We start from the raw sequence: 13,327 nt of genomic DNA, 5'->3' as shown, positions 1-13,327 counted from the left end.
CCGGCTCATCGTCCGTGCCCCTTGCAGGGAGTTGACGTACAGTCACGCGGACGTCGAGGGGGAGGGGTCCGGCTCATGTCGGCTCGAATAATCGGACGCAGGCTGCGCAGGGGGACGACGGCCGCCCTGGTCTCCGCGCTGGTGGTCGCCGCGGTGACCGCCTCGCAGGGCCCGGCGGACGGGTATACGGACCGGACGGCCACCGCCGGCGAGGCCGGCCCGCAGCCCCTCCCCGCGGACTCGCCCGGCGGCGACTCCGCCTACTTCACCGAACTCCCGCCGCTGGTGAGCCCGCAGCCGCCCGCCGTGGTGCTGCCGGACGAGGCGCAGCCGGCGCCGCCGCAGACCCCGGCGACGCCGGACGTGGTGCCGGCCTCGGCCGGCACCGGACCGGCGGAGGGGACGCAGGGGATACCGGCGAGCGTGCTCGCGGCGTACCTGCGCGCGGAGCGGACGGTGGGGCAGAGCGACCCCGCATGCGGCCTGCGCTGGCAACTCCTCGCGGCGATCGGCAAGGTGGAGTCCGGTCAGGCGCGCGGCGGCCGGGTGGACGCGGCCGGGACCACGCTGCGGCCGATCCTGGGGCCCGTCCTCGACGGCAACGGCTTCGCGCACATCCCGGACACGGACGGCGGGGCCTACGACGGGGACGCCCGGTACGACCGGGCGGTCGGGCCGATGCAGTTCATCCCCTCCACCTGGGCGGCGTGGGGCCAGGACGCGGACGGCGACGGGCGGCGCAACCCGGACAACGTGCACGACGCGGCCCTCGCGGCCGGGCGGTACCTGTGCGCGGGCAGCCGGGACCTGCGGATACCGGCGGACCTGGACCGGGCGGTGCTCTCCTACAACCGGTCCACGGAGTACCTGAGGACGGTGCGGTCCTGGTTCACGTACTACCTGGCGGGGGTGCACGAGGTCCCGGACGGCACGGGCCCCGGGAGCGGTACGGGCACCCCCGCCGGACAGCCCGGCACGAAGCCGGGCCCGGGCCCGGTGACCTCCCCGGGGCCGGTGACTCCCCCGAGTCCGAAGCCGACACCCACGCCGAGCCCGACACCCACGCCGAGCCCGTCTCCCACCCCGACGCCGACGCCGACTCCGACGCCGAAGCCGGCTCCGACGCCCTCCCCGACTCCGTCTCCCACCCCCACGCCGACTCCGACTCCGACGCCCACCCCCAAGCCGACGCCCACGCCCACCCCCAAGCCGACGCCCACGCCGACGCCCACGCCGACGCCCACCCCGACGGGCAGCCCGACCCCGAAGCCCTCCCCGAGCCCGACCGCCAGTGTCCGGCCCACCCCCACCCCCGCGCCCAGCCCCACGGTCTCCGCGAAGCCGGGCTCCGCGCCCGCGCCGAGCCCCACCGCGACACGAACCCCGTAGGCCGCGTAAGCCGTCGCCCTCGTCATCGCGCACATCCCGCCCGGGCTCGGCCCCGCCGTCGCCCGCGCCGACGGACGCCCAGGGCCGGGCCGCGGCCGCTTCCCGCGCCCCCCGGCCCGGGGCCGGCCCCGGGCCGGGCGAGACGGTTCTCATCTCGCCCCCGCATTGCTACGGTGCCCCATCTCTGACGCCCTATCAGATTTCGGAGGCCGGCATGCGCGCACTCGTCGCCGCCGCCATCGGGCTGGCCGCCGCGCTCGCCCTCGTCCTCGCCATCACGGCGGCAGGCGTGCCGGAGGGCAAGACCTCACCCAAGCCGCTGCTCACCACCGCGCCCCCCGCGCCCGGACAGTAGAGGAGGGCCCGGCCATGCGACGCAGAGCGAGCCTCGTCCTGCTTGCCCTCGCCGTGTTCTGCGCGGCCCTCGCACCGCTGCTGCGCTGGTACGCCTACCCCCGTCTCGCCAAGATCCCGCCGAGCCAGTACCAGGAGATGGTCCTGGAGGCGAAGGACGCGACCCTGCTCGACTACACCGGCGGCATGCAGCCGAAGAAGGTCGACAAGGTCACGATCGTCCAGACGCTCAAGGGCAACGTGGAGGCGTCGAAGGAGATCGAGGCGAGCGCCGGCAAGGACGTCGTGGTCTGGGACACCCTCTCCTACATCATCGGCCCGGACGGGAAGATGGTCTCCCAGATCCCCGAGCGCTACATCTTCGACGCGCACACCCAGGACCCGGTGCACGCCACCGGGGAGATGGTCGACGGGGACCCGGTCAAGCGCCAGGGCATCGAGTTCAAGTGGCCGTTCTTCACCGAGCCGCGCGACTACCTGTACTTCGACGCGCAGACCCGTACCTCCTCGCCGATCCACTACGTCGGACCGCGCACGTTCAAGGGCATGGACGTCTACTACTTCGAGCAGACCATCCCCTGGACCAAGGTCTCCATGCCGAAGAAGATGCCGATCGAGGGCATCGACCCGGCGACGATCGAGGCGGCCACCGGCACCACCCTCTGGTACACCGCCAAGGTGCGGTTCTGGGTCGACCCGGTGACCGGGGCGCCGGTCAACGCCGAGCAGGACATCCAGCAGGAGATGCGCGGCGGCATCGCGGCGGGCGGCCCCGACGGCAAGCTGACCGCCTTCGCCGGGCACGTGACCATGCGCGAGGACTACTCCGACCACACGGTCGCGCTGGTGAAGTCGAACCGTACGAAGGTCCTCGCGCTGCACACATACGCGCCCGCCGGCCTGGCGGCCGGCGGGCTCGCGCTGCTGGGCCTGGCGCTGTGGCTGGAGGCCCGCGGCCGCCGCATGCGGCAGGAAGGGAAAGCGGAAGAAGCAGTGGATGCAGTGGTGGAAGGGGAAGAGGTCAGCGCCTGAGCCGGGCGTTGGTATGGCGGGTGGGCTCGGCGGTGGCCGGGTCTTCCGGCCAGGGGTGCTTGGGGTAGCGGCCGCGCAGCTCCGCACGGACGGCGCGGTAGCCGCCCCGCCAGAAGGAGGCGAGGTCGGCGGTGACGGCCGCGGGCCTGCCGGCGGGCGACAGCAGGTGCACCAGCACCGGTACGCCCGCCACCCGCGGCGTCTCGGCCAGCCCGAACAGCTCCTGGAGCTTCACCGCGAGTACCGGCTGCCCGGCGGAGTAGTCCACCCGGATCCGGGATCCGCTGGGCACTTCGAGCCGCTCCGGAGCCAGTTCGTCCAGCCGGGCGGCCTCCCCGGTGGCCCACGGCAGGAGCCGGTTCAGGGCCTGCCCGGCATCGATCCGTGCGAGGTCCGCGCGGCGCCGGGCCCGGGACAGCTCCGGCTCCAGCCAGTCGTCGGCCCGCTCCAGCAGCGCGGCGTCCCCTTCCACGTCGGGCCACGCGCCGCCGAGCGTCCGGTGCAGGAAGCCCAGCCGGGCCCGCAGGACCCGCGCGTCCGGGGACCAGCGCAGCAGTCCGAGGCCCTCGGCGCGCAGCCCGTCGAGCAGGGCCGCCCGTACGAGGGCCGGGTCGGGGGTGCGCAGGGGCCGTACGGACAGCTCGATCGCCCCGAGCCGCTGCGCTGCGCGGGCGACCACGTCGCCGTCCTCCCAGTGCACCTCCTCGGTGTCCGTGCGCAGGTGTGCGGCGGCGTTCCGGGCGGTGTCCTCGTCGATGACGGCGGCCAGCCGCACCCGTGCGGAGGCCGAGTGGGGGGCCCGGTCGGCCACGGCGACCGCCAGCCAGGGCGCACTGCGCAGGCCCGAGCCGTCGCCGAGCTCGCCCCCGGTGCCGGAGGCCATGAGGAAGGCCCCGTCGCCCTTGGCCTTGGCGACCCGCTCGGGGAACGCGAGCGCGGCGATCAGCCCCGCAGCGGCGTCGTCGGGTGCGGCGCCGCTGCCGGGGCTGCGCCCCGAACCCCGCGCCGCAAGCGCCGACGGGGCCGGCTTTCGGCCTGCTTCAGCCCCGCCGGCGTTCGAGGCGCGGCGGTTCGGGGGCGGCGCCCCCGCCGGGTCCGGGGCGGAGCCCTGGGGGGTCCGGGGCCCTGCCCCGGTTTCGGGAAGGGGCGAGACGGAGGCGGGCCCCGCAGGGTCCTGGACGGCCCGCTCCAGCCGCCGGACCTCGGCGCGCCAGCGCCCGGCGTAGGGGTCCGCACCCCGCCGAGCCACCCGCCAGGCGCCGGCCAGGTCGTCCCCGTACTCGCGCGGCGGCTCCTCGCTGAGCAGGGCCACCACCTCCGCGGCCCGCCGGGCACCGAGCGCGGCGGTGCCGTCCAGCAGGGCCCGGGCCAGCCGCGGGTGCAGCCCCAGCCGGGCCATCCGCAGGCCGCGCGGTGTCGGCCGGCCGAGGCCGTCCACCGCTCCGACGGCCACCAGCACCTCGCGCGCCGCGGCCATGGCCCCGGCCGGCGGCGGGTCCGGCAGCGCCAGCCCGGCCGCATCCGGGTCACCCCAGCACGCGGCCTGCAGGGCGAACTGCGCCAGGTCGGCGATGCGGATCTCCGGCGCCGGGAACGCGGGCAGCCGGCCGTCCTCCGCCTCGGTCCAGCAGCGGTACACCGCGCCCGGCGCCTCACGCCCGGCCCGGCCCGCCCGCTGCCGCCCGGCCGCGCGCGACGCCCGTACGGTCGCCAGCGCGCCCAGCCCCCGGGCATGGTCCACCCGCGGCTCGCGGGCCAGCCCCGAGTCCACCACCACGCGCACCCCGGGGACGGTCAGGCTCGACTCCGCGACGGCCGTCGCGAGGATCACCCGGCGGTGGTCCGAAGCCGTCAGCGCCGCGTCCTGCACCGCCGACGGCGCCCGGCCGTGCACCTGGAGCACCTCGGCGTCCACGCCGCCCAGCTGCCCGGCGACCCGGGCGATCTCGCCGACGCCGGGCAGGAAGCACAGGACGTCGCCGTCGCGCTCGGCGAGGGCCCGCCGCACGACCGAGGCGACGTGCGCCAGCTGCGCCGGATCGACCCGCATCCCGTGCGGGGGCCGCACCGGGCGGGCCGGCGGGGCCCACACGGTCTCCACCGGGTACGAGACGCCGGCAGCCTCCACCACCGGCGCGTCACCGGGGCCGCCGTGACCGAGGACCCGGGCCCACGCAGCGGCGTCGGTGGTCGCCGAGGCCGCCACGAGCCGCAGCTCGGGGCGCAGGTTCTCCCGTACGTCGAGGAGGAAGGCGGCGACCGTGTCGGCGTCGAGGTGCCGCTCGTGGCACTCGTCCAGCACCACCACGTCCACGCCGGCCAGCTCCTGGTCGCGCTGGAGCCGCTGCAGCAGCACTCCCGTGGTCACCACCTCCACCACCGTGCCGGGACCGGCCACCCGCTCCCCGCGCACCGTGAAACCCACCGATCCGCCGACCTGCTCGCCCAGCAGCCAGGCCATCCGCCGCGCCGCGGCCCGGGCGGCGATCCGCCGGGGCTCGGCGACGACGACCCGCCGACGCGGTCCGCCCCCCACAAGACCCGCGAGCACCATCGGCACCAGGGTGGTCTTGCCGGTGCCGGGCGGGGCGCAGAGCACCGCGGTGCCGTGGCCGTCCAGCGCGGAGACGAGCGCGGGCACGGCCTCCCGTACGGGAAGGGAGTCGAGGGCGGCCTGGCGGATCAAGGGATCAGTCCCTCTCGCACACGAAGATCGCCGTACCGGGGATCAGGTTGCCGCGCAGCGGGGACCAGCCGCCCCACTCCTGACTGTTCCACTCGGGCCACTCCGGCTCCACGAGGTCGAGCAGCCGGAATCCGCCCGCCACGACGTCGCGGACCCGGTCGCCGAGGGTGCGGTGGTGTTCGACGTACACCGCGCGCCCCTGCTCGTCCTGCTCCACGTACGGGGTGCGGTCGAAGTACGAGGCGGCGACGGAGAGCCCCTCGGGGCCGGGCTCGTCGGGGAAGGCCCAGCGGACGGGGTGGGTCACGGAGAAGACCCAGCGGCCGCCGGGGCGCAGGACGCGGTGCACCTCGCGCATGACGTTGACGGGGTCGGCGACGAAGGGGACGGCCCCGTAGGCGGAGCAGGCGAGGTCGAAGGAGCCGTCGCGGAAGGGCAGGCGCCCGGCGTCGGCCTCGACCAGCGGGACGTCCTCGCCGATGCGCAGGGCGTGCTGGAGCTGGCGGTGGGACAGGTCGAGGGCGACGGGGCGGGCGCCCCTGGCGGCCAGCCAGCGGGAGCACTGGGCGGCGCCGGCGCCGATCTCCAGGACGTCCTTGTCCTTGAGGGAGGCGGCGGGCCCCAGGAGGGCCGCGTCCGCCTCGTCCAGTCCCTCGGGGCCCCAGACGAAGCGGTCGTCGCCGAGGAAGGCGCCGTGCTCGCTCTGGTACTCGTCGGCGTTGCGGTCCCACCAGCTGCGGCTCGCCCGGCTGCTCTCCGCTTCATCTGCGTCACGCCGCGTGGCCTCGGCGTCCTCCATGGACCCCGGATCGGCTTCGTGAGCCTCTTCGGGGGCGTAGTCCTCTTGGTTCATGGGGCCCGTCGTCGTAGTCTGCGAGTGTCTTCGAATGTGGCAGGAAGTGCCAGGAAGGCCTCCCCGCCCACGAATTGTGCCGGTTATGCGGGGATCCGCCCGGGGTGTGCGCCTTCGCACATTGACCCTGTCCGGCTGCCCCCGTATGCTACAAGTTGCGCTGCGAGCCTGTGCTCCTCAGACCTAGCAGGCTGCGCTTGCATCTGTTGATGTCCCCTCGGTTTTCGAGGCCCTGCCGCTCTTCCGCGGATCGGGGGCCTCCTTGGCTGTCCGGTCTTCGGTGGATGCCGATAAGGGCTCCCGGCGTAGCAGTACCTACGACTTTCTGTCCGTAACCGGAGCCCTTTCCCACATGACGAGCAGCACCGAGACCACCGCCACCACTCCGCAGGTAGCGGTCAACGACATCGGCGACGCGGACGCGTTCCTCGCGGCGATCGACGAGACGATCAAGTACTTCAACGATGGCGACATCGTCGACGGCGTCATCGTCAAGGTTGACCGGGACGAGGTTCTCCTCGACATCGGTTACAAGACCGAAGGCGTCATCCCGAGCCGCGAGCTTTCGATCAAGCACGACGTCGACCCGAACGAGGTCGTCAAGGTCGGCGACGAGATCGAGGCCCTGGTTCTCCAGAAGGAGGACAAGGAAGGCCGCCTGATCCTCTCGAAGAAGCGCGCTCAGTACGAGCGTGCCTGGGGCACCATCGAGAAGATCAAGGAAGAAGACGGCATCGTCACCGGTACCGTCATCGAGGTCGTCAAGGGTGGTCTCATCCTCGACATCGGCCTCCGCGGCTTCCTGCCGGCCTCTCTCGTCGAGATGCGTCGCGTCCGCGACCTCCAGCCCTACGTGGGCAAGGAGCTCGAGGCGAAGATCATCGAGCTGGACAAGAACCGCAACAACGTGGTCCTGTCCCGCCGCGCCTGGCTCGAGCAGACCCAGTCCGAGGTTCGCCAGACGTTCCTCACCACCCTGCAGAAGGGTCAGGTCCGCTCCGGCGTCGTCTCCTCGATCGTCAACTTCGGTGCCTTCGTGGACCTGGGCGGCGTCGACGGTCTCGTGCACGTCTCCGAGCTGTCCTGGAAGCACATCGACCACCCGTCCGAGGTTGTCGAGGTCGGTCAGGAAGTCACCGTCGAGGTCCTCGACGTCGACATGGACCGCGAGCGTGTCTCCCTGTCGCTGAAGGCGACGCAGGAGGACCCGTGGCAGCAGTTCGCCCGGACCCACCAGATCGGTCAGGTCGTCCCGGGTAAGGTCACCAAGCTGGTTCCGTTCGGTGCGTTCGTCCGCGTGGACGAGGGCATCGAGGGTCTGGTCCACATCTCCGAGCTGGCCGAGCGCCACGTGGAGATCCCGGAGCAGGTCGTCCAGGTCAACGACGAGATCTTCGTCAAGGTCATCGACATCGACCTCGAGCGTCGCCGGATCTCGCTGTCCCTGAAGCAGGCCAACGAGTCCTTCGGTGCCGACCCGGCGTCGGTCGAGTTCGACCCGACCCTGTACGGCATGGCCGCGTCTTACGACGACCAGGGCAACTACATCTACCCCGAGGGCTTCGACCCCGAGACCAACGACTGGCTCGAGGGCTTCGACAAGCAGCGCGAGGCCTGGGAGACCCAGTACGCCGAGGCGCAGCAGCGCTTCGAGCAGCACCAGGCTCAGGTCATCAAGAGCCGCGAGGCCGACGAGGCCGCTGCCGCCGAGGGCGCTGCCGCCCCGGCCGCCGGTGGCGGCAACGCCGGTGCGGGCATCTCGGGTGGTTCGTACTCCTCGGAGTCGGACGAGACCTCCGGCGCCCTGGCGTCGGACGAGGCCCTGGCCGCGCTCCGCGAGAAGCTGGCCGGCGGCCAGAGCTGATCGCAGATCGCATCACACTCCGGTGTGAGCCGAGCTGAACTGAGTTGAACGGCGAGGCCCGTCCCCTTCGGGGGGCGGGCCTCGCTGCGTTGCCCCCTCGATGCCTCGATGCCTCGTTGCTCCACCGCGATGCCTCGTCCCGTCCCTCGATGTCTCGTCGCCTCCTCGGCACGGCGTGGTTCTGGGAGGCTGCGCCGTCTCTTGATCCATCGGGTTCCGGTGAATGCGGCCAACTGGGGAATGGCGGCGCCGCCTTGGACGTTCTTGGCAGAGAACGCGGCGAGGAGGAGTGGTGGCGGTGCTTGATCCACAGGGTTTGTACGAATGGGACGCCAAGGGCCTGGCGGTGGCCGACCTGGCGGTCGCTCAGGACTCGGCCGGGCTGGTCATGCTGTACCACTTCGAGGGGTACATCGACGCGGGGGAGACCGGCGAGCAGATCGTCGAGCGGCTCCTGGACACCCTGCCCCACCAGGTGGTCGCCCGCTTCGATGCGGACCGGCTGGTGGACTACCGGGCGCGCCGCCCGCTGCTGACCTTCCAGCGCGACCACTGGACCGAGTTCGAGGAGCCCCGGCTGGAGGTCCGGCTCGTCCAGGACGCCACCGGAGCCCCCTTCCTGCTGCTGTCCGGCCCCGAGCCGGACGTGGAGTGGGAGCGCTTCTCCGTCGCCGTCCGGCAGATAGTCGAGCGACTCGGCGTCCGGCTCTCGGTCAACTTCCACGGCATCCCCATGGGCGTTCCGCACACCCGGCCCGTGGGGATCACCCCGCACGGCAATCGGACCGACCTCATGCCGGGCCACCGCAGCCCCTTCGACGAGGCGCAGGTCCCGGGCAGCGCGGAGTCCCTGGTCGAGTTCCGGCTGGCGCAGGCCGGGCACGACGTGCTGGGCGTCGCCGCACACGTACCGCACTACGTCGCGCGTTCCCCGTACCCGGACGCCGCGCTGACCGTGCTGGAGGCGATCACCGCGGCGACCGGGCTGGTGCTGCCGGCCGTGGCGCACGCGCTGCGCACCGAGGCGCACCGCACGCAGACGGAGATCGACCGGCAGATCCGGGAGGGCGACGAGGAGCTGATCAGCCTGGTGCAGGGGCTGGAGCACCAGTACGACGCGGTCGCCGGAGCCGAGACCCGGGGCAACATGATCGCCGAGCCGGCGGAGCTTCCGTCGGCGGACGAGCTCGGGCGGGAGTTCGAGCGGTTCCTCGCGGAGCGCGAGGGCGAGGGCTGAGGTCCCGGCGCAGGAGCCCCGGGCGCCCCGGCGTCCCGGGGCGTCGTGTCCCTGAAGGGAACCCAGGGCCAAGGCTCGGGCCCGGGGGCCTAAGCTGCGGGTCATGCTGAAAGTAGGCCTGACGGGCGGAATCGGTGCCGGCAAGAGCGAGGTCTCGCGACTGCTGGCGGGGTACGGGGCGATCGTCGTCGACGCCGATCGGATCGCGCGCGAGGTCGTGGAGCCCGGTACGCCGGGGCTCGCGGCCGTCGTGGCGGCCTTCGGTGAATCGGTGCTGACCGCCGAGGGGACGCTGGACCGGCCGAAGCTGGGGTCCATCGTTTTCGCGGACCCGGCGAAGCTCCAGACGCTCAACGCGATCGTGCACCCGCTGGTCGGCGTCCGGTCCGCCGAGCTGGAAGCCGCCGCGGGGGCCGACGCGATCGTGGTGCACGACGTACCGCTGCTCGCGGAGAACGGCCTGGCCCCGCTCTACGACCTGGTCGTCGTGGTGGACGCGGCGCCGCAGACCCAGCTGGCGCGGCTGACGGCACTGCGCGGGATGGCCGAGGAAGAGGCGCGGTCCCGGATGGCCGCGCAGGCCACGCGGGAGCAGCGGCTCGCGGTGGCGACCCTCGTGATCGACAACGACGGGCCGCTGGAGGCGCTGGAGCCGCAGGTACGCAAGGTGTGGGAGGAGCTCACCGCGCGGGCGGCGGGCGGCGGCGCCTGACAACTGTCGCCTGCCGTGTGATCTCTGACTCCGACGTGTGACCTCTGACGGCCGACGGCCGACGTCTGACGTGTGCACGGAATAGCGGGTGGGGTGGGGGCGTTGAACGGGCCCGTAGAGGGAAGGATTCCGACCGTGTCCGAGACCACGCGCCCCACGCCGTCCAGCCCGGAAACACACGTCATCGACTACCGGGCCGCCGAGCAGCTGCTCGCCGCACGCGACCCGCGCGGCGCGGTCAAACTGTTGGACTCGGTCATAGCCGCCCACCCGGAGAACACGGCGGCCCGGCTGCTGCGGGCCCGGGCCTTCTTCGCGGCTGCTCAACTGCGCCCGGCGGAGCTGGAGTTCGAGCTCGTGCTGGAGCGGGAGCCGGACAACGCCTTCGCCCACTTCGCGCTGGCCCGCACCCATGAGCGCGCGGGAAGGCCCGAGCAGGCCCGCAAGCACTTCCGCCTGGCCGCCGCCCTCGACCCGCAGCCGGATTACCTGGCGGCGGCCCGCTTCGAGGACCAGGCCTGACGGGGTCTGATCCGACCGGCTCACCGGCTCACCGGCTCATTGGTTTCGCGGCGGGTCGTACGGCGGGATGTCAGGGCCCGGCTGGTAATGCGGCCCCTGGTGGATGTGGCGTAGGACCATGAACAGGTCCACGGCCACGATGACCGCCAGCACCCCGCAGGCGGCCGCCCACCCGGGACGGCCCGCCATCGAGAAGGCGGCCGTCCCGCCGACGGCCCAGATCATCCCCCAGACGCCCAGCCAGAACCGCAGCCGCAGCGGGCTGCGCGCGGTCACCGGCTCATTACCTGAACGCATGGGCATCGCCTCTCACGTCCATGGTCCCACTCAGGCCGTCCGACCGACGGCCGGGCCGCCGGCCGGTCGGATGGTGCGGAGTGCGGAGTGCGGAGTGCGGAGTGTGGAGTGCGGAGTGTGGAGTCCGGGGGCGGTGGGCTGCGGGCCTGCGGGTCGGGGGCTACAGGTTGAGCTTGTTCACGGCCGTCGTGGTCGTCTGCTTGAAGCCGGCGACCGGAGCCTGGGACAGGTCGCCCATCTGGCCCCACTTCACGACGGTCACGGTGGAGCCGTCGCGTCCGATTCCGAAGAGGTGCACGCCGGGCTCCGAGTCGGGCATCGAGGTGTGGACCCCGTAGACGTGCGCTCCCTCCTCGACGGGGAGTGTCCCGTAGTCCTGCCAGGAAGCCGTACCGCCCGGGGTCGTCCGCAGCCAGTCGGCGGCGCAGGCCGCGACCCTGCGCTCCAGGGTGCCGACGAGCTTGGCGGCCGCGGAGGGAGAGGCGGACCGTACGGAGATCTGCACGGCGCCGGTGTCGAACTCGGTGCCGAATTCGCGGTGCCAGCCGCCCGTCGCCGGAAGCGCGCCCTCCAGGCAGAACGGCGCGAACTCGGGCAGCCCCTTGGTGACCGCGCCGGCGTACCAGGGCGAGGTGGGATGCGGCGGAAGGTCGGTGCCGCTCAGGAAGCCGGGCGCGCTGGCGGCCGCGGCGGAGGTCGAGGTCGTGAGGACGAGGGCGGTGGCCGCCGCGACGAGGGCGGTGGCGAGGGTGGCGGCGGTGTCGGAGCGTCGGAACATGGTCGGTTCTCCCCGTTGCTTGCTGTGGTGTGCCTGACGAGCCTGTTCAGCCTGTTCCCGGGACGGTGCGGCGGGCCACGGACTGCGGCGAATCCGGGACACTGGAACGGCCGTATGCGCTGTCACCTGGGGGAACACCTCATGCATGGAACGCAGTCACGGAACGCGGGACGGGGGACGCCGTGAGCGAGGCCGAGAATTTCGCACGGCTGATGCGGGAACTGAAGGAACGTGCCGGGCTGAGTTACGGCACGCTGGCGCGTCGGCTGCACACGAGCACGTCGACGCTGCACCGGTACTGCAAGGGGGATGCGCTGCCGGCGGAGTTCGCGGCGGTGGACCGCTTCGCGCGGGCCTGTGGGGCGTCGCCGGGGGAGGCGGTGGACCTTCACCGGGCGTGGCTGCTGGCGGATGCGCGGCGGCGGGCGGGGGGTGAGCCGGTGCCGGTGCCGGTGCCGGTGCCGGCACCGGTGCCGACGGCGGCACCGGTGCCCGTGCCCCTGCCGATGTCGGTGTCGGACTCGGAGCCGGTCGTCGTCGTGGCGCAGGCGCAGACGCCGGAGGAGGCGCCGGCCGCTGCCGGGGTGCCGGCGCCGGGCTCGGGCCCGATGCCGAGCGGGCCCCGGTACCGGCGGCGTGCGGTCGTGGTCGCCGCCGCGGGGCTGACGGCGGGCGCGGTCGCCGTGGCGCTCCTGGCTGCGGCCGGCCCCGAGTCCCGTGCGCCGCGCGCCGGAGCGGGTGCCGGTGCGGGCTCGACGGCGCCCGCGGCACCGGGATCCGCACCGGTCCCTCCCCCGGTACCGGCGGTTACGGGTGCGCCGCAGCCGACGGCGCCGGACGGCGGATCCGGTCCGGGGCCCGTCCCGCCCTCCGCCTCACCGCCGGTCCCGGCCACGCCTTCCGCTCCGCATGCCACTGCGGTGGCGCCCCTGAAGGCGGCGGTACGGACGCACGTGTGGGCCGCCGGCTGCGATCACGCCTACCTGGCCGAGCGGGGCCCCGGCTCCGTGGCCCCGCCGCCCGTGGAGGCGGACGCGCCCGCCTGGGCGTCGGCCCAGCGCGCCGTGCACGCCGGAACCCAGATCGTGGAGGTCACCCTGCACGGCACGGGCGGGGGCGTCGTGGTCCTGGAGGACCTGGAGGTGCGCGTGGCCGCGCGCCGCACCCCGCCGGCCTGGAACGTCTACCAGATGTCGCAGGGCTGCGGCGGGGGGCTCACCCCGGCCGTGTTCGCCGTCAATCTGGACGCGCCGCGCCCGCTGGCCCGCCCCGTCGCCGGGAACGACGCCGGACGTACGCTGCCGGCCCCCGCGTTCCCGCTGCGCGTCTCGGCGGCCGAGCCGGTCGTCCTGCGGGTGGAGGCGGTCACCACGGGCTGCGACTGCGACTGGTTCCTCGACCTCCGCTGGACCGGCCCGTCCGGCTCCGGCACCCTCCGCGTCGACGACGGCGGCGGCCGGCCGCTGCGCACGAGCGCCGCCACCGGCCGACCTGTCTACGGGTACGCGCTGGAACTGGGCCGCTGGTCCCGCTGATCCGCAGGTCGGAGGCGTTGTCGGTGGCCCCGCCTAGACTCGTCGGCAGAGCGGACCGGCAGATCCGC

At 73.7% G+C, this 13,327-nt stretch carries 12 protein-coding genes; 8 read left to right on the top strand and 4 right to left on the bottom strand.

Annotated features, from left to right (window positions below):
* The first annotated feature begins 75 nt into the window (after positions 1–75).
* The 3 genes from ACWGIF_RS12535 (at position 76) to ACWGIF_RS12525 (ending at position 2,775) form a co-directional block, all read left to right on the top strand.
* Entirely contained in the window at positions 76–1,389 is a 1,314-nt protein-coding gene (locus tag ACWGIF_RS12535) for a lytic transglycosylase domain-containing protein (protein ID WP_453495108.1), read from the top strand.
* Positions 1,390–1,603: 214 nt separating this feature from the next.
* Positions 1,604–1,744, top strand: coding sequence for an SPW_0924 family protein (locus tag ACWGIF_RS12530; RefSeq protein WP_453495105.1), 141 nt, complete (start codon positions 1,604–1,606; stop codon positions 1,742–1,744).
* A 14-nt stretch (positions 1,745–1,758) separates the two neighbouring features.
* Positions 1,759–2,775: a DUF3068 domain-containing protein gene (locus tag ACWGIF_RS12525; protein WP_453495102.1), complete on the top strand. Its 1,017-nt coding sequence runs from the start codon at positions 1,759–1,761 to the stop codon at positions 2,773–2,775.
* Here ACWGIF_RS12525 and ACWGIF_RS12520 read toward each other — a convergent pair.
* Positions 2,765–5,461, bottom strand: a complete 2,697-nt coding sequence (locus ACWGIF_RS12520) for an ATP-dependent RNA helicase (protein WP_453495099.1) — start codon at positions 5,459–5,461, stop codon at positions 2,765–2,767. The two genes, ACWGIF_RS12525 and ACWGIF_RS12520, sit on opposite strands and share 11 nt — an antisense overlap.
* Positions 5,462–5,465: 4 nt before the next feature.
* Positions 5,466–6,260: a class I SAM-dependent methyltransferase gene (locus tag ACWGIF_RS12515; RefSeq protein ID WP_453495236.1), complete on the bottom strand. Its 795-nt coding sequence runs from the start codon at positions 6,258–6,260 to the stop codon at positions 5,466–5,468.
* A gap of 406 nt (positions 6,261–6,666) precedes the next feature.
* On the opposite strand from ACWGIF_RS12515, the gene rpsA reads away from it, so the two are divergent.
* From rpsA to ACWGIF_RS12495, 4 genes are all read left to right on the top strand, one after another.
* Positions 6,667–8,178: a 30S ribosomal protein S1 gene (gene rpsA / locus ACWGIF_RS12510; RefSeq protein ID WP_030720534.1), complete on the top strand. Its 1,512-nt coding sequence runs from the start codon at positions 6,667–6,669 to the stop codon at positions 8,176–8,178.
* Positions 8,179–8,476: 298 nt separating this feature from the next.
* On the top strand, positions 8,477–9,415 hold the full coding sequence (locus ACWGIF_RS12505; RefSeq protein WP_453495096.1) for a PAC2 family protein: 939 nt from the start codon (positions 8,477–8,479) through the stop codon (positions 9,413–9,415).
* 103 nt (positions 9,416–9,518) lie between these two features.
* The gene (gene coaE / locus ACWGIF_RS12500; protein ID WP_453495093.1) at positions 9,519–10,127 is read left to right on the top strand and encodes a dephospho-CoA kinase; all 609 of its coding nucleotides are present in this window, start codon (positions 9,519–9,521) and stop codon (positions 10,125–10,127) included.
* Between the two features lie 135 nt (positions 10,128–10,262).
* Positions 10,263–10,649, top strand: a complete 387-nt coding sequence (locus ACWGIF_RS12495) for a tetratricopeptide repeat protein (protein ID WP_453495090.1) — start codon at positions 10,263–10,265, stop codon at positions 10,647–10,649.
* Positions 10,650–10,685: 36 nt separating this feature from the next.
* On the opposite strand, the gene ACWGIF_RS12490 is transcribed toward ACWGIF_RS12495, so the two are convergent.
* The gene (locus tag ACWGIF_RS12490) at positions 10,686–10,946 is read right to left on the bottom strand and encodes a DUF6343 family protein (RefSeq protein WP_453495087.1); all 261 of its coding nucleotides are present in this window, start codon (positions 10,944–10,946) and stop codon (positions 10,686–10,688) included.
* A gap of 160 nt (positions 10,947–11,106) precedes the next feature.
* The gene (locus tag ACWGIF_RS12485) at positions 11,107–11,724 is read right to left on the bottom strand and encodes a hypothetical protein (protein ID WP_453495084.1); all 618 of its coding nucleotides are present in this window, start codon (positions 11,722–11,724) and stop codon (positions 11,107–11,109) included.
* Positions 11,725–11,906: 182 nt separating this feature from the next.
* Here ACWGIF_RS12485 and ACWGIF_RS12480 point away from each other — a divergent pair, with 182 nt between their 5' ends.
* On the top strand, positions 11,907–13,259 hold the full coding sequence (locus tag ACWGIF_RS12480; RefSeq protein WP_453495081.1) for a helix-turn-helix domain-containing protein: 1,353 nt from the start codon (positions 11,907–11,909) through the stop codon (positions 13,257–13,259).
* The last annotated feature ends 68 nt before the right edge of the window (positions 13,260–13,327 follow it).

It is taken from the genome of Streptomyces sp. NPDC054849 (genome assembly GCF_053610945.1).
The sequence above is the reverse complement of the archived record's forward strand: the minus strand, read 5'-3'. Positions and strand labels throughout refer to the sequence as shown.